18 protein-coding genes are annotated in these 20864 nt (G+C 60.3%); 9 read left to right on the top strand and 9 right to left on the bottom strand.

The window, feature by feature from the left end:
* Positions 1-155: 155 nt before the first annotated feature.
* Entirely contained in the window at positions 156-1535 is a 1380-nt protein-coding gene (gene ygjG / locus D5067_RS03200; RefSeq protein WP_167456769.1) for a putrescine aminotransferase, read from the top strand.
* 85 nt (positions 1536-1620) lie between these two features.
* Here the strand turns inward: ygjG and D5067_RS03195 are convergent, their stop codons facing one another.
* On the bottom strand, positions 1621-2223 hold the full coding sequence (locus tag D5067_RS03195) for a helix-turn-helix domain-containing protein (protein ID WP_119936918.1): 603 nt from the start codon (positions 2221-2223) through the stop codon (positions 1621-1623).
* 42 nt (positions 2224-2265) lie between these two features.
* Between D5067_RS03195 and D5067_RS03190 the strand changes: the two genes are divergently transcribed.
* On the top strand, positions 2266-2955 hold the full coding sequence (locus tag D5067_RS03190) for a B3/B4 domain-containing protein (RefSeq protein ID WP_119936917.1): 690 nt from the start codon (positions 2266-2268) through the stop codon (positions 2953-2955).
* Positions 2956-3051: 96 nt separating this feature from the next.
* On the opposite strand, the gene lsrG is transcribed toward D5067_RS03190, so the two are convergent.
* The 6 genes from lsrG to lsrA are packed head-to-tail and all read right to left on the bottom strand — an operon-like array spanning position 3052 to position 8737.
* The gene (gene lsrG / locus D5067_RS03185; protein ID WP_044597614.1) at positions 3052-3345 is read right to left on the bottom strand and encodes a (4S)-4-hydroxy-5-phosphonooxypentane-2,3-dione isomerase; all 294 of its coding nucleotides are present in this window, start codon (positions 3343-3345) and stop codon (positions 3052-3054) included.
* On the bottom strand, positions 3342-4229 hold the full coding sequence (gene lsrF, locus D5067_RS03180) for a 3-hydroxy-5-phosphonooxypentane-2,4-dione thiolase (protein ID WP_119936916.1): 888 nt from the start codon (positions 4227-4229) through the stop codon (positions 3342-3344). The genes lsrG and lsrF overlap by 4 nt, the downstream gene beginning before the upstream one ends.
* An 11-nt stretch (positions 4230-4240) precedes the next feature.
* Positions 4241-5242, bottom strand: a complete 1002-nt coding sequence (lsrB, locus tag D5067_RS03175) for an autoinducer 2 ABC transporter substrate-binding protein LsrB (RefSeq protein ID WP_119936915.1) — start codon at positions 5240-5242, stop codon at positions 4241-4243.
* Between the two features lies 1 nt (position 5243).
* Complete coding sequence (gene lsrD / locus D5067_RS03170) at positions 5244-6221, bottom strand: autoinducer 2 ABC transporter permease LsrD (RefSeq protein ID WP_119936914.1); 978 nt, start codon at positions 6219-6221, stop codon at positions 5244-5246.
* Entirely contained in the window at positions 6222-7253 is a 1032-nt protein-coding gene (gene lsrC, locus D5067_RS03165; RefSeq protein ID WP_119936913.1) for an autoinducer 2 ABC transporter permease LsrC, read from the bottom strand.
* Positions 7250-8737 (bottom strand): autoinducer 2 ABC transporter ATP-binding protein LsrA, encoded by a 1488-nt coding sequence (gene lsrA / locus D5067_RS03160; protein WP_119936912.1) that lies wholly within the window; start codon positions 8735-8737, stop codon positions 7250-7252. The genes lsrC and lsrA overlap by 4 nt, the downstream gene beginning before the upstream one ends.
* A gap of 215 nt (positions 8738-8952) precedes the next feature.
* Here lsrA and lsrR point away from each other — a divergent pair, with 215 nt between their 5' ends.
* The 3 genes from lsrR to D5067_RS03145 all read left to right on the top strand — a co-directional run bounded on the left by lsrR (position 8953) and on the right by D5067_RS03145 (position 13729).
* On the top strand, positions 8953-9924 hold the full coding sequence (gene lsrR, locus D5067_RS03155) for a transcriptional regulator LsrR (RefSeq protein ID WP_023295481.1): 972 nt from the start codon (positions 8953-8955) through the stop codon (positions 9922-9924).
* Positions 9925-9957: 33 nt separating this feature from the next.
* Positions 9958-11550, top strand: coding sequence for an autoinducer-2 kinase (gene lsrK / locus D5067_RS03150; RefSeq protein WP_119936911.1), 1593 nt, complete (start codon positions 9958-9960; stop codon positions 11548-11550).
* A 157-nt stretch (positions 11551-11707) separates the two neighbouring features.
* On the top strand, positions 11708-13729 hold the full coding sequence (locus tag D5067_RS03145; RefSeq protein WP_119936910.1) for an NADPH-dependent 2,4-dienoyl-CoA reductase: 2022 nt from the start codon (positions 11708-11710) through the stop codon (positions 13727-13729).
* Between the two features lie 74 nt (positions 13730-13803).
* Here the strand turns inward: D5067_RS03145 and rlmG are convergent, their stop codons facing one another.
* Positions 13804-14940 (bottom strand): 23S rRNA (guanine(1835)-N(2))-methyltransferase RlmG, encoded by a 1137-nt coding sequence (gene rlmG / locus D5067_RS03140; RefSeq protein WP_119936909.1) that lies wholly within the window; start codon positions 14938-14940, stop codon positions 13804-13806.
* Between the two features lie 83 nt (positions 14941-15023).
* On the opposite strand from rlmG, the gene D5067_RS03135 reads away from it, so the two are divergent.
* From D5067_RS03135 to sstT, 4 genes are all read left to right on the top strand, one after another.
* Positions 15024-15527: a YgjP-like metallopeptidase domain-containing protein gene (locus D5067_RS03135; RefSeq protein WP_119936908.1), complete on the top strand. Its 504-nt coding sequence runs from the start codon at positions 15024-15026 to the stop codon at positions 15525-15527.
* Between the two features lie 70 nt (positions 15528-15597).
* Positions 15598-16596, top strand: a complete 999-nt coding sequence (locus D5067_RS03130; protein WP_119936907.1) for a Gfo/Idh/MocA family protein — start codon at positions 15598-15600, stop codon at positions 16594-16596.
* A 250-nt stretch (positions 16597-16846) separates the two neighbouring features.
* Complete coding sequence (locus D5067_RS03125) at positions 16847-17812, top strand: TerC family protein (RefSeq protein WP_119936906.1); 966 nt, start codon at positions 16847-16849, stop codon at positions 17810-17812.
* A 240-nt stretch (positions 17813-18052) separates the two neighbouring features.
* The gene (gene sstT, locus D5067_RS03120; RefSeq protein WP_119936905.1) at positions 18053-19294 is read left to right on the top strand and encodes a serine/threonine transporter SstT; all 1242 of its coding nucleotides are present in this window, start codon (positions 18053-18055) and stop codon (positions 19292-19294) included.
* A 78-nt stretch (positions 19295-19372) separates the two neighbouring features.
* Here the strand turns inward: sstT and D5067_RS03115 are convergent, their stop codons facing one another.
* Positions 19373-20860: a UxaA family hydrolase gene (locus D5067_RS03115; RefSeq protein ID WP_119936904.1), complete on the bottom strand. Its 1488-nt coding sequence runs from the start codon at positions 20858-20860 to the stop codon at positions 19373-19375.
* Positions 20861-20864 lie beyond the last annotated feature (4 nt).

Here is a 20864-nt window from a genome sequence, read left to right as displayed (position 1 = left end):
TTCATCCCGTTTGGTTTGCCTCTCCGTGATTAAATATTGTGCAACATAATGTTAACCTGGCGTTTATCCCGATTTTCGCTAAGCCCTCGGAAGTGGCGTAATCCCTGCAATACTTAAACCAGTATCATGTGATACGCGATCCCCGGGAGCATATTTTGAACAGGTTACCTTCCAGCGCCTCGGCTCTTGCCTGTACCGCGCACGCACTGAATCTCATTGAGAAGCGAACGCTCGATCATGAGGAGATGAAACAGCTTAACAGAGAGGTCATTGACTACTTTAAAGAGCATGTGAACCCAGGGTTTTTGGAGTATCGCAAATCTGTTACCGCCGGCGGGGATTACGGAGCCGTAGAGTGGCAAGCGGGAAGTCTCAACACGCTTGTCGACACCCAGGGACAGGAGTTTATAGATTGCCTGGGTGGTTTTGGCATTTTCAACGTGGGGCACCGTAATCCAGTAGTGGTTTCCGCCGTACAGAATCAACTTGCGAAACAACCTCTCCATAGCCAGGAACTGCTCGACCCGCTTCGCGCCATGCTCGCGAAAACGCTGGCGGCCTTAACGCCCGGCAAGCTGAAGTACAGCTTCTTTAGCAACAGCGGCACGGAATCGGTCGAAGCGGCGCTTAAGCTCGCCAAAGCGTACCAGTCGCCGCGCGGGAAATTCACCTTTGTCGCCACCAGCGGCGCGTTCCACGGTAAATCTCTGGGCGCACTGTCGGCGACCGCCAAATCGACCTTCCGCAAACCGTTTATGCCGCTGCTGCCGGGCTTCCGCCACGTGCCGTTTGGCGACATTAACGCGATGCGCGCCCTGCTGAGCGAATGCCGTAAAACCGGCGACGACGTGGCGGCGGTGATCCTGGAGCCCATTCAGGGCGAAGGCGGCGTGATCCTGCCTCCGCAGGGCTATCTGCCTGCCGTGCGTCAGCTGTGCGATGAGTTTGGCGCACTGCTGATCTTCGACGAAGTGCAGACCGGCATGGGCCGCACCGGCAAGATGTTTGCCTGCGAGCACGAGAATGTTCAGCCGGACATTCTGTGCCTGGCGAAGGCGCTCGGCGGCGGCGTGATGCCGATTGGCGCGACGGTAGCAACGGAAGAGGTGTTCTCGGTGCTGTTCGATAACCCGTTCCTGCATACCACTACCTTTGGCGGCAACCCGCTGGCCTGTGCGGCGGCGCTGGCGACCATCAACGTGCTGCTTGAGCAAAACCTGCCCGCGCAGGCGGAGCAGAAAGGCGACATGCTGCTGGACGGCTTCCGTCAGTTGGGCCGCGAGTATCCGGACCTGGTGCAGGACGCGCGTGGGAAAGGGATGCTGATGGCGATTGAGTTTGTCGATAACGAAACCGGCTATAGCTTCGCGAGCGAGATGTTCCGCCAGCGGGTGCTGGTGGCCGGCACGCTCAACAACTCGAAGACTATCCGCATCGAACCGCCGCTGACGCTGACGATTGAGCAGTGTGAGCAGGTGCTGAAAGCGGCGCGTAAGGCGCTGGCAGCCCTGCGGGTAAGCGTGGAAGAGGCGTAAACAACGCCGGGTGGCGCTACGCTTACCCGGCCTACAAAATACTGCATATGTAGGCCCGGTAAGCGTAGCGCCACCGGGCTGCTTTTTATCGGTGAAACTCCGCCACCGTCATGGTGAAGCGCAGCACGGTGTCGCCTTCATTGGCATAGCCGTGCGCTGCTTCCGTTTTCGCCACCGCCGACGCGCCCTGGTTTATCTGGGTCACCGTCTCGTCCACCGTCAGCGATAAAACGCCTTCGTTCACGTGCAGCAGCTCAAAGGTTCCCGTCGGATGTCCCGAAGAGGTAAAGCGCTCCCCCGGCTGCATCTCCCACTGCCACAGCTCAATCATGTCCGGGCCCGCGGTGCCGGCCAGCAGCCTGGCGTAACCGCCCTGAGCGCCCTGCCACAGCACCGGGATCGCCGCTTCTTCGATAACATGCACCAGCGGCTCGCTGGAGACGTTGACGATATCCGCCACCGAGGCGCCCAGCGCGGCGGCCAGCTTGCACAGAATGGCTATGCTGGGGTTAGCGGTTCCTTTCTCGATCTCTACCAGCATGCCTTTGCTGACGCTGGCCCGGCGGGAAAGCTCGTCCAGCGACAGCTTTTTCTCTTTCCGCCAGCTGCGGATACGGTTCGCCACGGCCAGGCTTACCTGGGCAGCATCAGCACCCTGCGAAGTCATTATATTGACTTTATCAGTCATTAGTCACTACCATGGTATAAAACAGTCAATACAGGATTATTTATGTCTCGCGTAACGCCGTCAATAGATTCGCGCCTCGCTGGAATTGCGCCCGGCTTTCGGGCGCTGAGCATTCTGGTTGAAGCCGCCCCGATTACCCGCCCGGAGGTTGCACCCGACGCGCTGGCGCAGGCCTGCCAGCAGGTGTTGAATGATGATGTGCCCTGGGCCGAAGATCATCTCGCCGCCTGGGATGAGGTATTTAAAGCATTCGGCGCGAAACCGAAACGCACGCCCTGCTCGGCCGCGGCCCTGCGCAAGCGGGTACTGAAAGACGGTTCTCTTCCGTCGCTGGATCCGGTCGTGGATATCTATAACGCAGTGAGTATTCGCTACGCTATTCCGGTGGGTGGGGAAAATCTCGCGGCGTACTCGGGCGCGCCGCGCCTGACGCTGGCCGACGGCAGCGAGCCGTTTGATACCTTTAAAGAGGGCCAGCCGGTGGTGGAACATCCGGAACCGGGGGAAGTCATCTGGCGCGACGATCTCGGCGTCACCTGCCGCCGCTGGAACTGGCGACAGGGAGTGCGTACCCGCCTGGACAGCCAGGCGACGTCTATGTGGTTTATTCTTGAAAGTTTGCCATCGATGCCACTTGCGGCACTGGAAGAGGCCGGAGAAGAGCTGATCAATAACCTGCAGCGGCTGATGCCGGGGGCCACGGCCCGGGTGCAGCTGCTGGAGCTGGCCTGAACAACGCCGGGTGGCGCTGCGCTTACCCGGCCTACAAAATCAACACAACCTCGTACCCGTAGGCTCGGTAAGCGTTAGCGCCACCGGGCATGGCCGTTACTCCGGCAACAACCCCACAAAACTGCGTTTCTTACGCGGCTCCGACATCAATTCCTCAAGCTTATCCACGCACGCCAGATAGTGCGGCGTTTGCTTATGCGCCAGCACCGCCTCTTCGTCTTTATAGGCTTCGTAGATAAAGAACCGGGTTTTCACCCTCGGGTCCTGCAATACGTCAAAACGCAGGTTTCCGGGTTCACGGATTGCCCCCTCATGGTTGGCGCGGAATACCTCCAGAAACTCGTCCACCCGCTCGGGCTTGATGTTGATCTCCACCAGCGTCACGTTCATTTTGCTTCTCCCTGTTTCTCTTCCTGCCAGAACTGGAACGCATCGCGGGCATTCCAGTTCTCGTGCACCACTTTTTTCACCGCCTTTAGCATGGCGAGCGGCGCGCTGGACTGGAAGATGTTGCGCCCCATGTCCACGCCGGATGCCCCCTGGTCAATCGCGCGCCAGCACATCTCCAGCGCCTCGTGCTCCGGCAGCTTTTTGCCCCCGGCGATAACGATCGGCACCGGGCAGCTGGCGGTCACTTTTTCAAAGCCCTCGTCCACGTAGTAGGTTTTGACGAACTGCGCCCCCATTTCGGCGGCGATGCGGCTGGCCAGCGAGAAATAGCGCGCGTCGCGCGCCATCTCTTTACCCACGCCCGTCACCGCCAGCGTTGGCACCCCGTAGCGCGCCCCCGCATCGACAAGCTTGATGATGTTATTGATCGACTGATGCTCGAACTCGCTGCCGATATACACCTGTGCCGCCACCGCGCAGACGTTCAGGCGCAGGGCGTCCTCCATCGCCACCGCCACGCACTCGTTGGACAGCTCGCCCAGAATCGAGTTACCGCCGGAGGCGCGCAGCACCACCGGTTTGTTCGTGGCGGCTGGCACCTGGCTCCTGAGGATGCCGCGGGTGCACATCAGCACGTCGGTTTCGCCAAACAGCGGTGCAATCGAAAGATCGATGCGCTCAAGGCCGGTGGTTGGCCCCTGAAAGTAGCCGTGGTCAAAGGCCAGCATCACCGTGCGGTTGCTCTGCGGGTTGAAGATGCGCGCCAGTCTGGACTGCATGCCCCAGTCCAGCGAGCCGCAGCCCTTCAGGGTGTAAGGCACGTTCTGCTGCGGCGTGCCGATGCCAAAATCCTTGCCGTCTTTGATGTCGTCTAAATCAGCCATTTTCTCCCCCGTCAGAAATCGTATTTGCTGATGTTCTCTTTGGTGAACACCACCCGCTCCGGCAGCAGCACGATGCCGTTGCCCTTCGCCTCATACTGATAGCCCTGCACGCTGTTCGGCTCGACCTTCAGCGCGCCGATATCTTTTACGTCCACGCTGTCGCCCACGTTAAGATCGCCCTTTTTCAGTAAACGATCGGCGACATTGACCGCAATTTTGCCCTGCTGCACTACGTCCCACAGGCCGAAGGCTTTTACCGTGCCGCGCTCAACGTACGGACGCATCACGTTCGGCGTGCTGAAGCCGACAATCGCCACACCTTCCCGCTTCAGGTTTTCCGCCGCCTGCGCCGCCGCAGGCAGGGCATTGGCGTCCGGGGCGATAATCGCATCCAGATCCGGATACGCTTTTAAGATCCCTTCGGCGGTCTGCAGAGATTTGGTGGCGTCGTTATAGCCAAACTGGGTCGTCACGACCTGCCACTGCGGATGATCTTTCTCGATTTTGGCCTTCGCCTCTTTCACCCACTGGTTCTGGTCGGTGACGGTGGGGCTTGAGTAGAAGAACGCCACTTTAGCGTTCGGTTTAGTGACCTGCCTGCCCGCCATCTCCACCAGCAGGCCGCCCAGCTGCTCCGGCGTTCCCTGGTTGATGTAGATGCTGCGGCACTCCGGCTTGGTGTCGGAATCCCAGGTCAGGACCTTGACGCCGCGCTGCATCGCGCGCTTCAGCGCCGGGCAGAGTCCGTCCGGCGACACGGCGGAGACGATGATGGCGTTATAGCCCTGGTTGACAAAGTTATTGATGAGCTGCACCTGGCCGGAGACGCTGGGCTCGGTCGGGCCGTCGTAGGTCACGTCCACGCCGAGGTCTTTCCCCGCCTCTTTCGCGCCGTTGCCGCCGCTGGTGAAGAAGCCCACGCCCACCAGCTTCGGGATAAAGGCAATGCGGTCCGCCGCCTGCGCCGAGGCGAAGCTGAGGGCCATTGCCAGGACGAACAGTTTTGTTTTCATCTTACGCTCCGGATAGTTTTCTAAAGAGAGAACGCACCCACTCGCGGTGCAGACTCAGCGAACGTCCCATCACCACCACAACCAGCAGCGCCCCTGACAGCGCGCTCGACACCTGGTTGGGGATGCCGACCATCTGTAAACCCTGCTGCAGGTAGCCCACCAGCAGCGCCGCCAGCGCCGTACCGACAACCGAACCTGACCCACCGTAGATATTGGCCCCGCCGAGCACGGCGGCGGTGAGCGCAGGCATCAGCAAATCGCGCCCCAGATCCGAACGCGCGGAGCCGAAATAGGAGACCATCACCAGCGCGGCAATCGCCGAGGCCACGCCCACCAGCCCGTACAGCGCGTAGGGCATACCGTTCACCGACAGCGCCGCATAGCGCGCCGCGCGAGGATTCTGGCCGATTAAAAACAGGTGACGCCCAAAGCGCCCGCGGTGGGTAATCAGCCAGAAGAAGACGGTAATCAGCGCGAACAGCACCAGCGGGATCGGCAAGCCAAACACCGTAAGGTTAGCGAAGGCCGTGAAGCTGTCCGGGAAGCCGCCGATCCCCTCGTAGCCCGTTGCTCCCGCCATGCCGGAGAGCAGCAGCGCGCCGCCGCCGTAGAGGTAGAGGGTGCCGAGGGTGATCACTAAGGGGCTGATGCCGGTGTAGTGAATAAGCGCGGCATTAAATAATCCGCACAGCAGGCCGAGCAGCAGCGTCAATGGAACGGCGACAGCCATCGGCCACCCCGCCTGCATCATGACGCCCAGCGCAATGGCGCACAGGCCGATGGTCGACCCGAGGGAGATGTCGATCCCGCCGCTGATAATCACCAGCGTGAGCGGCAGCGCCACAATGCCAATACAAATGAAGTCGCTGGTGCTGAACAGCAGCATGTTGATGTCGAGCATACGCGGGTTGATGGCGCCAAAGAGCAGGATCTCCAGCCCCAGTAAAATAAGCAGCGCGCTTTCCCAGTTAAGCCTCATTTACGCCACCTCTTTTTTGCGTTTGGGAAACGGGGTGACGTGTTTTCCCCCTTTGTTACCCGGCTGGAAGCGGCCGTACTTCAGCGCCCGCTGATGGCGCGCCAGCGCCTGGCGCAGGCGCCCGTCGAGCACCAGCACGCCCAGCAGCACCAGCCCGGCGATAAAGTCGTTCCACCACGCCGGGAGCCTGAACAGCACCAGCACGGTGTCGATTTGGGTCAGGAAGAAGGCCCCGAGGAAGGCGCCAACCAGCGTGCCCGTGCCGCCCAGAAGCGAAATACCGCCGAGCACGCAGGCGGCGATGGCCTTCATCTCCAGCCCGCTGCCGGTCTGGTTGGGCACAAAGCCAATCTGCGCGGCAAAGACGATCCCGGCGCAGGCCGCCAGCATGCCGTTCAGGGTAAAGGCGATCATCCGCGTGCGGTTCACCGCCACGCCCAGCTGGCGCGCGGCGGCGAGGTTATCCCCTACAGCATAAAAATCACGCCCAAACGCGGTGCGCGACAGCGTCCACGCGCCTGTGGCGGCGATAATTAATACCAGCATACCAAGCGGCGATATGCCGACGGCTGCAGGCTCAGAGAGGGATTTCAGCCCCGGCGGCAGCCCCTCAATCCACTTTCCACCGGTCCACAGCAGCATCGCCCCGCGATACAGCCCCAGCGTGCCGAGGGTGGCGACAATCGCCGGGATGCGCAGCCCCACCACCAGGAACCCGTTGAACGCCCCGGCCAGCGCGCCTGTCGACAGCGCGAAGAGAATGGAAACGGGCAGGCTGTAGCCGCTGTTGAGCGCCACGCCGACGGCGATGGCGGACAGCCCGACGATGGAGCCGACGGATACGTCGATATTGCGGGTCAGCATTACCAGCGCCGCGCCGATGGCCAGCAGGATAAGGATCTGCGAGCTGGCGAAGATCATCCCCAGCGTCTGTAAACTCAGGTAGGACGGATTCAGCGCCACCAGCACGGCGAACAGCGCCAGAATCGCGAGAAACGCGCTCAGCTCGCGGTTTTTGAGTAAGGTCTTCATGATTGCCCTCCGAACGCCAGCGCCATCATCTTGTCGAGGCTGACGGCGTGGCGCGGCAGCTCGCCGCTGAGCACACCCTGATGCATCACCAGCACCCGGTCCGCAAGGCCGGGAAACTCGTCGAGATCGCTTGAGATCATCAGCACCGCAACGTTCTGCGCCGCCACGCTTTTTATCAGCTGGTAGATATCCGCGCGCGCCGAGACGTCCACCCCACGCGTCGGTTCATCGACGATCAGCAATAAAGGGTTGGCCCCGAGACAGCGCGCCAGCAGCACCTTCTGCTGGTTGCCGCCCGAGAGCGTGCGCACGGTTTGATCCGCATGGTTCAGCTTGATCCCCAGCGCCCGGTGATAGCGCTCCACCACCGCAGACTCCCGCTTGCGCTGCTGCCAGAGAGACGGCTCGTTCAGCGCCACGGTGTTCCAGCGGATCGGCGCGTCGAGAAACAGGCCGGACACCTGCCTGTCTTCCGGCAGGTAGACCAGCCCTTTTTCCAGACGTGAACTTACCGGCTCGCCGGTAATCTCCTGATTCTCCAGCCAGACGCGGCCCCCGCGCACGGGCCGCAGGCCGTAGAGCGTTTCCGCAAGCTCGGTGCGTCCGGATCCCACCAGACCGGCCAGGCCGACGATCTCCCCGGCGTAGATCTCAAGGCTGAGATCGATAAACCCTTCTCCGGTGAGATCGTCCACCCGCAGCACCGGGAAATCCTGCGCCTGAGTGCGGCGGTTGCCCGGCAGCGCCAGCCACAGCTTTTGCGTATCGCTAAGGGATTTCTCCCTGCTTACCGGCGTCATGGCGGCGATCAGCGCGCTGTCGTCAAACTGCGCGGTTTCGCCGCTCAGCACTACCGCGCCGTCGCGCATCACCGAGACGTGGCTTGAAAGCATGCGAATTTCCGGCAGCTTGTGCGAGATAAAGACAATCCCGACGCCGAGCGCCTGCAGAGCGCGGATCTGGCGGAACAGCCGCTCGGTTTCGCCCGGCGTGAGGGAGGCCGTAGGTTCGTCGAGGATCAGGATCCTGGCGTTGCGCATCAGCCCGCGCAGGATCTCCACCATCTGCTGATCCGCCACTTCCAGGGTGCTGGCGGCGGCGTCGAGGTTAAGCTGGCACTGCAGCTGCTGGAGTTTCTCCGCCAGCCGTTTTTCCAGATCGCGTTCGCGCGCCAGGCGGAACAGGATGTTTTCCCGCACCGTCAGGTTGGGAAACAGCAGCGGCTCCTGCGGCACCAGGTAAATGCCTAACCTGTGCGCCTGCACGGGCGTAAGCCGCGCATATGACTGCCCCTCGACGGAAAGTTCACCATCATCCGGCGTTTCGACCCCGGCGATGATCTTCATTAACGTCGATTTCCCCGCGCCGTTGCCGCCCATCAGCGCGTGCACCTGGCCCGCAAGCAGCGTGAATTCTATGCCTTTTAGAACCGGCACGCCTGAGTACTGCTTGCTGATATTCCGCGCGTCGAGAAGTGGTGTCATCATCGCTCCGCTATTGAACAAATGATTTTTAGATTTAATAATGTTCAAAAGCGTAGTCGGTGAACTATATTTACAACCGTGCAGGGATCACAGTTTTATCGATTGAGATACAGATAAAGCAGAAACGATCTAAAAGATCCGTTTTGTCGCGTGGCTCACACTTTCCCTTCGCGCCAACACGAACATATGATCTAAATTTTTATAAGAGTTCAACTATGAGCGATAAACGCACTGCGGAAGAAGGACGGTTTGCCGGGCTGGCACTGGCGGAAGAGGAGCTGGTGGCGCGCGTGGCCTGGTGCTACTACCACGACGGGCTGACCCAGAACGACATCGGCGAGCGGCTCGGGCTGCCGCGGTTGAAGATTTCTCGCCTGCTGGAGAAGGGCCGCCAGTCCGGGGTGATCCGCGTGCAGATCAACTCCCGCTACGAGGGCTGTCTGGCGCTGGAGACCGAGCTACAGCAGCGCTTTGGTCTGAAGCTGGTGCGCGTGATGCCGGCGTTAAATACGCCGCCGATGAACGTGCGGCTCGGCATTGGCGCGGCGCAGTCGCTGATGGGCGTGCTGGAGCCCGGCCAGCTGCTGGCGGTGGGATTCGGTGAAACTACCATGAGCAGCCTTCAGCACCTGAGCGGGTTTATCAGCTCGCAGCAGATCCGCCTGGTGACGCTCTCCGGCGGCGTCGGGCCGTATATGACCGGTATCGGCCAGCTGGACGCGGCATGCAGCGTCAGCATGATCCCCGCCCCGCTTCGCGTGTCTTCCGCAGAAGTTGCCGGGATCTTAAAACGCGAAACCAGCGTGCGGGACGTGATCCTCGCCGCCACCGCCGCCGACGTGGCGGTAGTCGGGATTGGTTCGGTGAACCAGCGGCGCGATGCCACGATTTTGCGCTCCGGCTACATCAGCGAAGGTGAACAGCTGATGTACGCCCGCAAAGGCGCGGTCGGCGACATTCTCGGCTATTTCCTCAATGCCGAGGGCGAGTGCGTTGAGGAGCTGGAGATCCATAAAGAACTGCTGGGCGTCACGCTCGATGAACTGGCGCAGCTGCCCACCATCGTTGGCGTGGCCGGAGGGGAAGAGAAAGCCGATGCGATTTATGCCGCACTAAAGGGTCGCCGTATCAATGGCCTGGTGACGGAAGAAACGACAGCCCGCGCGGTGCTGGCTCTGGCCGGATAAGAGTCTGCCCTGCGCTAACAACGAGGCAAACTCATGAGTTACCTTTTAGCGTTAGATGCAGGGACAGGCAGCGTTCGCGCCGTCATTTTCGATTTGCAGGGCAATCAGATTGCCGTCGGCCAGGCCGAGTGGAAGCACCTGAGCGTGGAGAACGTGCCGGGGTCGATGGAATTCGACCTCGAGACCAACTGGCAGCTGGCCTGCCGGTGCATTCATCAGGCGCTGGAACGTGCGCACCTGAGCGCGGCGGATATTCAGTCCGTCGCCTGCTGCTCGATGCGCGAAGGCATTGTCCTTTATGACCGCAGCGGCAAGGCCATCTGGGCCTGCGCCAACGTCGACGCCCGCGCCAGCCGCGAAGTGGCCGAACTCAAAGAGATCCACAACGACCGTTTTGAATCCGAAGTGTATGACGTTTCCGGCCAGACGCTGGCGCTGAGCGCCATGCCGCGCCTGCTGTGGCTGGCGCACCATCGCCCGGACATCTACCGCAGGGCCGCGACCATCACCATGATCAGCGACTGGCTGGCGGCGAAACTCTCCGGCGAGCTGGCGGTTGACCCGTCAAACGCGGGCACCACCGGCATGCTGGATCTCTTTTCCCGCGACTGGCGTCCGGCGCTGCTCGACATGGCCGGGCTGCGCGCCGATATCCTCTCCCCGGTGAAAGAGACCGGCACCGTGCTGGGCGCTATCACCAAGGTGGCCGCGCAGCAGTGCGGCCTTCGCGAGGGCACGCCGGTGGTGATGGGCGGCGGCGACGTGCAGCTGGGCTGTCTGGGGCTGGGCGTGGTCCGCGCCGGGCAAACGGCGGTGCTGGGCGGCACCTTCTGGCAGCAGGTGGTGAACCTGCCGCAGGTGCGTACCGACCCCGACATGAACATCCGCGTTAACCCGCACGTTATCCCCGGCATGGCGCAGGCGGAGTCGATCAGCTTCTTTACCGGGCTGACCATGCGCTGGTTCCGCGACGCATTTTGCGCGGAGGAAAAGCTGATTGCCGAAAGAATGGGGATGGATACCTACTCCCTGCTCGAAGAGATGGCCAGCCGCGTGCCCGCCGGTTCGCACGGGGTGATGCCGATCTTCTCCGACGCGATGCATTTCAAGCAGTGGTACCACGCCGCGCCGTCGTTTATTAACCTCTCCATCGACCCGGAAAAATGCAACAAAGCGACGCTGTTCCGCGCGCTTGAAGAGAACGCCGCGATCGTCTCGGCCTGCAACCTGGCGCAGATATCGCGCTTCTCCGGCGTGACGTTTGAAAGCCTGGTGTTTGCGGGTGGCGGAGCCAAAGGTGCGTTATGGAGCCAGATTTTAAGCGACGTCACCGGGCTGCCGGTACGCGTGCCTGAAGTCAAAGAGGCGACGGCGCTCGGCTGCGCCATTGCCGCCGGAACAGGTGCGGGGCTATTTGCGGACATGGCCTCGACGGGCGAGCGGCTGGTGAAGTGGAGCCGGGAGTTTACGCCGAACCCGCAGCACCGCGAGCTGTACGACGGCATGATGCAGAAATGGCAGGCGGTGTACGCCGACCAGCTTGGTCTGGTGGACAGCGGGCTGACAACGTCGATGTGGCAGGCACCGGGGTTAGTACGTTCCCCCTCACCCCGGCCCTCTCCCTGAGGGAGAGGGAGATTACGTCCCCTCTCCCCGTGGGAGAGGGGTGAAGTTCTTTGAGATCTATCACAATCACTCGATCCCGCTTTTACCTTTCCGCTGCCGCTGGCTAAATTAGTAACTCATCCGACCACATAACAATAATTTTACACTGGAAGAGACTATGAGCCGCTACCCGTCGTTATTCGCCCCCCTCGATCTGGGGTTCACCACACTCAAAAACCGCGTGCTGATGGGCTCGATGCATACCGGTCTGGAAGAGCGTCCGGACGGGGCCGAGCGTCTGGCGGCCTTCTACGCCGAGCGCGCCCGACACGGCGTAGCGCTTATTGTGACCGGCGGCGTGGCCCCTGCGCCTTCAGGCGTGACGATGGAGGGCGGCGCGGTCCTGAACGATGCGTCACAGCTTCCGCACCACCGCATTGTGACCGACGCGGTACACAAAGAAGGCGGCAAAATTGCCCTGCAAATCCTGCACACCGGGCGCTACAGCTATCAGCCTAACCTGGTCGCGCCGTCGGCCCTTCAGGCGCCGATTAACCGCTTCACGCCGCATGCTCTTAAGCACGACGAAATCCTGGCGCTGATTGACGATTTCGCCCGCTGCGCGGCGCTGGCGCGCGAGGCGGGATACGACGGCGTTGAGGTGATGGGCTCAGAAGGCTACCTGATTAACGAATTCCTCGCCGCCCGCACCAACCAGCGCGACGACGAATGGGGAGGCGACTATGCCCGCCGGATGCGCTTTGCCGTGGAGGTGGTGCGCGCCGTGCGCGAACGTGCGGGCGCAGACTTTATCATCATCTTCCGCCTGTCGATGCTCGACCTGGTGGAGGGCGGCGGCACGTTCGACGAAACCGTGCAGCTGGCGCAGGCGATTGAAGCCGCGGGTGCCACCATCATTAACACCGGCATTGGCTGGCACGAAGCGCGCATCCCGACCATCGCCACGCCGGTGCCGCGCGCGGCGTTTAGCTGGGTGACGCGCAAGCTGAAAGGCAAAGTGTCCGTTCCGCTGGTCACCACTAACCGCATTAACGACCCGCAGGTGGCGGACGATGTGATATCACGCGGCGATGCCGATATGGTATCGATGGCGCGCCCGTTCCTTGCGGATGCCGAGCTGCTGTCCAAGGCGCAGAGCGGCCGGGCGGATGAGATTAATACCTGCATCGGCTGTAACCAGGCCTGTCTGGATCAGATCTTCGTCGGCAAGGTCACCTCCTGCCTCGTCAACCCGCGCGCCTGCCACGAAACCAAAATGCCGGTCGTTCCGGCGGTCAATAAAAAACGCCTGGCCGTGGTGGGCGCGGGTCCAGCGGGGCTGGCGTTCGCGGTGAATGCCGCTTCACGCGGGCACAGCGTGACGCTGTTTGACGCGCTGGCGGAGATTGGCGGCCAGTTTAATATCGCCAAACAGATCCCCGGCAAAGAGGAGTTCTACGAGACCCTGCGCTACTACCGCCGGATGATCGACCTGACGGGCGTCGATCTACAACTCAGCCGGTTTGTGAACGCGCCGGATCTGATCGGTTTTGATGAAGTGATTCTGGCAAGCGGGATCGCCCCGCGACTGCCTGCGATCGAGGGTATCGATCATCCGAAGGTATTGAGCTATCTGGACGTGCTGCGTGACAAAACGCCGGTTGGCGAGAAGGTGGCGATTATCGGCTGCGGAGGCATCGGTTTTGACACCGCCATGTACTTAAGCCAGCCGGGCGAGGCCACCAGCCAGAACATTGCCGAGTTTTGCGTGGAATGGGGTATCGACACCAGCCTGAAGCAGTCCGGCGGGCTACGCCCGGAAGGGCCGCAGCTGCCGAAAAGCCCTCGCCAGATCGTGATGCTGCAGCGTAAGGCCAGCAAGCCTGGCGAAGGGCTGGGCAAAACCACGGGCTGGATCCACCGCGCCACCCTGCTGTCACGGGGTGTGAAGATGATCCCGGCGGTAAGCTACCAGAAGATCGACGACGAGGGCTTGCACGTCACGATCGGCGGCGAGCCGCAGCTGCTGCGCGTGGATAATGTCATTCTATGTGCCGGGCAGGAGCCGAAGCGGGATCTGGCGGATCCGCTGCGCGAAGCCGGTAAAACGGTGCATTTGATTGGCGGATGTGACGTGGCGATGGAGCTGGACGCGCGGCGGGCAATTGCGCAGGGGACGAAGTTAGCTCTGGCGATCTAGGACATTGCCGGGTTTGCTCCCTCTCCCTGTGGGAGAGGGTTGGGGTGAGGGCATCAGGCCGCACATACCCAATCTTACCGACGACGCCCCAGCTTCACCGCTTTCAACACCACGAACTTGTTGTTGGTTGCAACGGTGGTGCAGTTACCGAAAATCTTCTTCAGCTTGTGGAAGTAGTCCAGGTGGCGGTTCGCCACGATGTACAGCTCGCCGTTGATTTTCAGGCAACGGCGCGCGTGGTGGAACATCTCCCAGGCGACGTTATCCGTCAGGGCGTGCTTCTGGTGAAACGGCGGGTTGCAGAACACCGCGTTGAAGCGGAACGGCTCTACGCCAGACAGCGCGTTGTTGATCATAAACTCGCAGCGGTCCAGCGCTTCCGGCATGTTGGTTTCCACGTTCAGACGGCTGGAGGCCACCGCCATTGGCGACTCGTCGCTGAACACCACGCTGGCGTCCGGATTCTTCGCCAGCAGCGTCAGGCCAATCACGCCGTTGCCGCAGCCCAGATCGACGATTTCGCCTTCCAGGTTTTCCGGCAGATTTTCAATGAAGAAACGCGCGCCGATATCCAGCCCGGTACGGGAGAAGACGTTCGCATGGTTGTGGATGGTCCAGTCGGTGCCTTCCAGCTTCCAGCTCAGGGTCTCTGGCGCGTCGGCCAGCTCCGGTGCGCTGAACGTACAGTTGATCAGGCGCGCTTTTTTCCAGGCCAGCGTCGTGGTGGTCGGGCCGAGCACTTTCTCAAACAGCTCCAGCGTCGAGGTGTGAATATCGCGCGCTTTGGCGCCCGCGATAATGCGCGTTTCAGGCGTCACCACTTTACGCAGCGCGCGAAGCTGCTGCTCCAGCAGCGCCATGGTTTTTGGCACTTTGATCAGCACTACGCCCGGCGCCTGCGGGTAGTCCGCGGTGCTGTCGAGGAACTTCACGCTGGACTCTTCGATGTCGTTATGGCGCAGGTTTTCACGCGTCGCCAGCTCGCTCAGGTAGGAATCGCCGATGCTGTAAGGCGTGTGTTCTGCCAGGGCGCATCCCAGGGCGCCAAACGCGTCATTCAGGATCAAAACCGGGCCGCGGATTTCAGTCTCATCCAACTGCTGCAGCAGATATTCATCCGCCGCTTCCCACGCCATGAGCGGGTTAACGTCGTCCGTTTCCGGGAAACGTTTAAGGTTGAGTGAACGGAAACCGTTGTCTAAGTGGCTCATCGGCCCTCCTGAATGGTAAAATTTGGCGTATCCCTGAAGAGGGTGCGTGAGTATACCCGTTTTATTGTCGATTTGGGGCGTTGATGAACCAACTTACTTATCTCCAGGGCTATCCGGAGCATTTACTTACTCAGGTTCGCAGCCTGATTGCCGAGCAGAAGCTCGGCGCGGTGCTGGAAAAACGCTATCCCGGCACGCACGATTTCGCGACCGATAAGGCCCTCTGGCAGTATACGCAGGATCTGAAAAGCCGATATCTGAAGAGCGCGCCGCCGATCAACAAGGTAATGTACGACAACAAGATCCACGTGCTGAAAAACGCGCTCGGCCTGCACACCGCCATCTCCCGCGTGCAGGGCGGCAGGCTGAAGGCGAAGGCCGAAATTCGCGTCGCGACGGTGTTCCGTAACGCGCCGGAAGCGTTTCTAAGGATGATCGTCGTGCATGAGCTGGCGCATCTGAAAGAGAAAGAGCACGACAAAGCGTTCTATTCCCTGTGCTGCCATATGGAGCCGCAGTACCACCAGCTGGAGTTTGATACCCGGCTATGGCTTACGCATTTATCGTTAAATGGTAATGCGGAATAGCGCACTGGTTTTGCAATAATCCCGTGCTACAGTGGCTAAAGGTTCCCAGCTACGGAGTACGTAAACGTTTATGATACGTTTCGCAGTCATCGGTACGAACTGGATCACGCGCCAGTTCGTCGACGCCGCCCACGAAACCGGCAAATATAAGCTCACTGCAGTCTATTCCCGCAGCCTCGAGCAGGCGCAGAGCTTCGCGAACGACTACCTGGTAGAACATCTGTTCACCTCGCTCGACGAAATGGCGCAAAGCGACGCCATTGACGCGGTCTATATCGCCAGCCCGAACTCCCTGCACTTCCCGCAGACAAAGCTGTTCTTGAGCCATAAAAAGCATGTGATTTGCGAGAAGCCGCTGGCCTCAAATATCGAGGAAGTGGAAGCCGCCATTGCGCTTGCCCGCGAAAACCAGGTGGTGCTGTTCGAAGCATTCAAAACGGCGAGCCTGCCAAACTTCCTGCTGTTGCAGCAGTCCCTGCCGAAAATTGGCAAAGTGCGCAAAGCCTTTATCAACTACTGCCAGTACTCGTCGCGCTACCAGCGCTATCTGGACGGTGAAAACCCAAATACCTTCAACCCGGCCTTCTCTAACGGCTCGATTATGGATATCGGTTTTTACTGCCTGGCCTCCGCCGTGGCGCTGTGGGGCGAGCCGCACGGCGTGACGGCCACCGCCAGCCTGCTGGAAAGCGGCGTGGATGCGCACGGTTTGGTGGTGCTGGACTACGGTGATTTCAGCGTCACGCTGCAGCATTCCAAAGTGAGCGATTCGGTGCTGCCAAGCGAGATTCAGGGTGAAGCCGGCTCGCTGGTTATCGAGAAGATCTCGGAATGCCAGAAGGTAAGCATTGTGCCGCGCGGGGGCAAAGCGCAGGAGCTGACGCAGCCTCAGCATATTAACACTATGCTCTATGAGGCAGAGGTCTTCGCCCGTCTGGTAGAAGACAACGAAGTGAATCACCCAGGCCTTGCGGTGAGCCGCACCACGGCGAAGCTGCAGACGGAGATCCGCCGCCAGACCGGCGTGGTGTTCCCGGCAGACGGCGTAGGCGCGGAAGCGATCGCGTAAAGCTGTGTAATGAAACCGTGCAGACCATTGACGAAACCAATGGTCTGACATATTTTGTTACCTGCAAAGGGGAGTAACTTCTTCGCCGGTGGATCGTCATTACGATGCGTTAAACACGCATCCGGTCGCCGGGCAACCCTCGTGGTTGTAAGTGAGACCTTGCCGGAAGGCGAGGTCTATGCATAAAAAGCTAACGGCTATCGTCTTCTGACCATGGCCGTTTTTGTTTTTTATGTGTAAGGAAAATAGTATGCATTCTGTCGGCACTCCAATGTTGTGGGGCGGATTCGCGGTTGTCGTGCTCATCATGCTGGCGATCGACCTCTTTTTGCAGGGTCGTCGCGGCGCGCACGGCATGAGCATCAAACAGGCTGCGGCCTGGTCCCTGGTGTGGGTTACCCTCTCTCTGCTGTTCTGTGCCGCCTTCTGGTGGTATTTGGCCTCAACCGAAGGCCGCGCGGTGGCCGATCCTCAGGCCCTCGCTTTCCTCACCGGCTATCTGATTGAAAAAGCCCTTGCGGTTGATAACGTCTTCGTCTGGCTGATGCTCTTCAGCTACTTTGCCGTACCGGCAGCCCTGCAGCGTCGCGTGCTGGTCTATGGCGTGCTGGGCGCGATTATTCTGCGCACCATTATGATCTTCGCCGGCAGCTGGCTGATTACCCAGTTCGAATGGCTGCTGTACGTCTTCGGCGCGTTCCTGCTGTTCACCGGTGTCAAAATGGCGCTGGCGAAGGAAGACGAAACCGGCATTGGCGAGAAGCCGCTGGTGAAGTGGATCCGCAGCCACCTGCGCATGACGGACAAGATCGAAACCGAGCACTTCTTCGTGCGCAAGAACGGCCTGCTCTTCGCCACCCCGCTGCTGCTGGTGCTGATTCTGGTCGAGCTGAGCGACGTGATTTTCGCGGTCGACAGCATCCCGGCAATCTTTGCCGTCACCACCGACCCGTTCATCGTCCTGACCTCTAACCTGTTTGCGATCCTCGGCCTGCGTGCGATGTACTTCCTGCTTGCGGGCGCGGCGGAGCGCTTCTCGATGCTGAAGTACGGCCTGTCGGTGATTCTGGTGTTTATCGGTATCAAGATGCTGATCGTCGATTTCTACCACATCCCGATCGCCATTTCGCTCGGCGTGGTGTTTGGCATTCTGATCGTGACGCTGCTTATCAATACCTGGGTTAACCGCCAGCACGATAAGAAGCAGCAGGTTTAGTAAAACGTTCGGTGCGGGCTGATACCCTCACCCCGGCCCTCTCCCACGGGGAGAGGGTGAACACACTTTTGTAACGAAGTAGTTAAAAAATATGATGCAACACGTAAAATCCAGCATTTTACGCTTCCCTCCGTACGCGCTTTCCCTATACTCGACCAGGCAAACATTTACTTACATCCGGACATAAATGTGACCTAGAGCACATCCGGGATGGAACGCAATTTCACTTAAGGAATCTCCATGACCGCATCCTCGTCTGGTCTGTTTGCGCGTCTGTCGCGCGGCAGCCTCGTTAAGCAAATACTGGTTGGCCTGGTGCTCGGCGTCGCGCTGGCACTGATCTCAAAACCTGCCGCCGAGGCCACCGGCCTGCTCGGCACGCTGTTCGTAGGTGCCCTGAAAGCAGTCGCGCCGGTTCTGGTTCTGACGCTGGTGATGGCTTCAATCGCCAACCATCAGCAAGGGCAGAAAACCAATATCCGCCCGATTCTGTGGATGTACCTGCTGGGTACGTTCTCCGCCGCGCTGACTGCAGTCGTAGTGAGCTTTATCTTCCCTTCCACGCTGCAGCTGACTACCGGCGCAACCGACATTACGCCGCCCGCGGGTATTGTTGAGGTGGTGCACGGCCTGCTGATGAGTATTGTGGCAAACCCGATTCATGCGCTGATTAACGCCAACTATATTGGCATTCTGGTGTGGGCGGTTGGCCTTGGTTTTGCCCTGCGCCATAGCAATGACACGACTAAAAACCTGATCACCGACGTTTCTAACGCCGTGACCTTTATTGTGACGGTGGTGATCCGCTTCGCACCGATTGGTATTTTTGGTCTGGTCGCATCGACGCTGGCAACAACGGGTTTTGGCGCATTGTGGGGCTATGCTCAACTGCTGCTGGTGTTGATCGGCTGTATGGCCGTTGTAGCGCTGGTGATTAACCCGCTGCTGGTGTTCCTGCAGACCCGTCGTAACCCGTACCCGCTGGTGCTGATGTGCCTGCGCGAAAGCGGCGTGACCGCCTTCTTCACCCGCAGTTCGGCGGCGAATATTCCGGTCAATATGTCGCTGTGTGAGAAGCTGAACCTGGATCGCGATACGTACTCCGTATCGATCCCGCTGGGCGCAACCGTCAATATGGCGGGGGCGGCAATTACCATCACGGTGCTGACGCTGGCTGCGGTTAATACGCTGGGTATTCCCGTGGATCTGCCAACGGCGCTGCTGCTCAGCGTGGTTGCTGCGCTCTGCGCCTGCGGCGCATCCGGCGTGGCGGGCGGCTCCCTGCTGCTGATCCCTCTGGCGTGCAATATGTTCGGCATCCCGAACGAGATCGCCATGCAGGTGGTGGCGGTAGGCTTTATCATCGGCGTATTGCAGGACTCCTGCGAGACGGCGATCAACTCCTCCACTGACGTGATGTTCACCGCCGCCGTGTGCCAGGCGGAAGACGCGCGTTTGGCGAAGAACGCCGTGCGAGGTTAACAGCAAAACGGCAACCCTGAGGTTGCCGTTTTAGTGTTTGTACCCTCTCCCGTGGGAGAGGGCATCAGGCCGCACCGATTAAAGCGTCACACCGCTCTTAAAGAGCGCCAGCTCGCGGAAGTCGTTCTTCTCGTTGCAGGTCTGCTTGCCGTTAGCAAATTCCACGATGAGATCGACAAATTCATTCAGCAGCTGCGGCATCGCTTTGCCGTGGATCAGCTGGCCCGCATCGAAGTCGATCCAGTGTTTTTTCTTCGCCGCCAGCTCGCTGTTGGTGGCGATTTTCACCGTCGGCACAAACCCGCCGTACGGCGTGCCGCGCCCGGTGCTGAACAGCACCATGTGACAACCGGCACCGGCCAGCGCGCTGGTGGCAACCGCATCGTTACCCGGTGCGCTCAGCAGGTTCAGGCCATGCGATTTCAGGCGTTCACCGTAGCGCAGCACGTCAACCACCTGGCTGGCGCCCGCCTTCTGGGTGCAGCCGAGGGATTTTTCCTCAAGCGTAGTGATACCGCCCGCTTTGTTCCCCGGCGACGGGTTCTCATAAATCGGCTGGTTGTGGGCAATGAAGTACTGTTTGAAGTCGTTCACCATGGTGACGGTTTTCTCAAACGTCTCTTCGTCGCGGCAGTGGCTCATCAGAATACGCTCTGCGCCAAACATCTCCGGCACCTCGGTCAGCACGGTGGTACCGCCGTTGGCGATCGTATAGTCCGAGAAACGGCCCAGCATCGGGTTGGCGGTGATCCCGGACAGGCCATCAGACCCGCCGCACTCCAGACCAAACTTCAGCTCGCTCAGCTTGCCCGGCTCGCGCCTGTCGTGGCGCATAACGTCGTACAGCTGGTGAAGCTGCTCCAGGCCCGCTTCCACCTCGTCGTCCTGATGCTGGCACACCATAAAGTGCACGCGCTCAGGGTCGAACTCGCCCAGCGTTTCGCGGAAGGCGTCGACCTGGTTGTTCTCACAGCCGAGGCCAATCACCAGCACCGCGCCCGCATTCGGGTGGCGCACCATGTTTTGCAGCATGGTGCGGGTATTGATGTGGTCGTCGCCCAGCTGGGAGCATCCGTAGGTGTGGCTAAACAGATGCACGCCGTCGGTGCCTTCGGCATCGTTGGTCTCTTTCAGGAAGCGCGTCTGAATCTGACGCGCGATCCCGTTAACGCACCCGACGGTCGGGAGGATCCACAGCTCGTTGCGGATCCCCACCTCGCCGCTGGCGCGACGGTAGATCTGAACGTCACGATCCGCCGGCTGATCGGCTTCCGCCTGGAAATCAGGTTGATAGCTGTACTCATCCAGATCGCTGAGATTGGTGCGGGTATTGTGGGAATGAATGTACTCACCCGGCGCAATATCCGCCAGCGCATGGCCGATGGGCAAGCCGTACTTCACCACGTTCTCCCCTTTCGCAATGGGGATCAGGGCAAATTTATGTCCACGTCCAATGGCCTGGCGTAACGTGACGGACTGGTTATCGAAAGTGACTTCCGTCCCTTCGGCCAGATCCGCCAGCGCGACGGCAACGTTATCCAGCGAATGGATTTTGATGTATTGCATATCA

Origin of the sequence: Enterobacter huaxiensis (assembly GCF_003594935.2) — a bacterium.
Taxonomy (GTDB): domain Bacteria; phylum Pseudomonadota; class Gammaproteobacteria; order Enterobacterales; family Enterobacteriaceae; genus Enterobacter; species Enterobacter huaxiensis.
The sequence above is the reverse complement of the archived record's forward strand: the minus strand, read 5'-3'. Positions and strand labels throughout refer to the sequence as shown.

Coding starts and splice junctions, on each gene's coding strand:
- D5067_RS03195 (WP_119936918.1), bottom strand. CDS start 2,223: ATGACTGATAAAGTCAATATAATGACTTCGCAGGGTGCTGATGCTGCC.
- D5067_RS03190 (WP_119936917.1), top strand. CDS start 2,266: ATGTCTCGCGTAACGCCGTCAATAGATTCGCGCCTCGCTGGAATTGCG.
- lsrG (WP_044597614.1), bottom strand. CDS start 3,345: ATGAACGTGACGCTGGTGGAGATCAACATCAAGCCCGAGCGGGTGGAC.
- lsrF (WP_119936916.1), bottom strand. CDS start 4,229: ATGGCTGATTTAGACGACATCAAAGACGGCAAGGATTTTGGCATCGGC.
- lsrB (WP_119936915.1), bottom strand. CDS start 5,242: ATGAAAACAAAACTGTTCGTCCTGGCAATGGCCCTCAGCTTCGCCTCG.
- lsrD (WP_119936914.1), bottom strand. CDS start 6,221: ATGAGGCTTAACTGGGAAAGCGCGCTGCTTATTTTACTGGGGCTGGAG.
- lsrC (WP_119936913.1), bottom strand. CDS start 7,253: ATGAAGACCTTACTCAAAAACCGCGAGCTGAGCGCGTTTCTCGCGATT.
- lsrA (WP_119936912.1), bottom strand. CDS start 8,737: ATGACACCACTTCTCGACGCGCGGAATATCAGCAAGCAGTACTCAGGC.
- lsrR (WP_023295481.1), top strand. CDS start 8,953: ATGAGCGATAAACGCACTGCGGAAGAAGGACGGTTTGCCGGGCTGGCA.
- lsrK (WP_119936911.1), top strand. CDS start 9,958: ATGAGTTACCTTTTAGCGTTAGATGCAGGGACAGGCAGCGTTCGCGCC.
- D5067_RS03145 (WP_119936910.1), top strand. CDS start 11,708: ATGAGCCGCTACCCGTCGTTATTCGCCCCCCTCGATCTGGGGTTCACC.
- rlmG (WP_119936909.1), bottom strand. CDS start 14,940: ATGAGCCACTTAGACAACGGTTTCCGTTCACTCAACCTTAAACGTTTC.
- D5067_RS03135 (WP_119936908.1), top strand. CDS start 15,024: ATGAACCAACTTACTTATCTCCAGGGCTATCCGGAGCATTTACTTACT.
- D5067_RS03130 (WP_119936907.1), top strand. CDS start 15,598: ATGATACGTTTCGCAGTCATCGGTACGAACTGGATCACGCGCCAGTTC.
- D5067_RS03125 (WP_119936906.1), top strand. CDS start 16,847: ATGCATTCTGTCGGCACTCCAATGTTGTGGGGCGGATTCGCGGTTGTC.
- sstT (WP_119936905.1), top strand. CDS start 18,053: ATGACCGCATCCTCGTCTGGTCTGTTTGCGCGTCTGTCGCGCGGCAGC.
- D5067_RS03115 (WP_119936904.1), bottom strand. CDS start 20,860: ATGCAATACATCAAAATCCATTCGCTGGATAACGTTGCCGTCGCGCTG.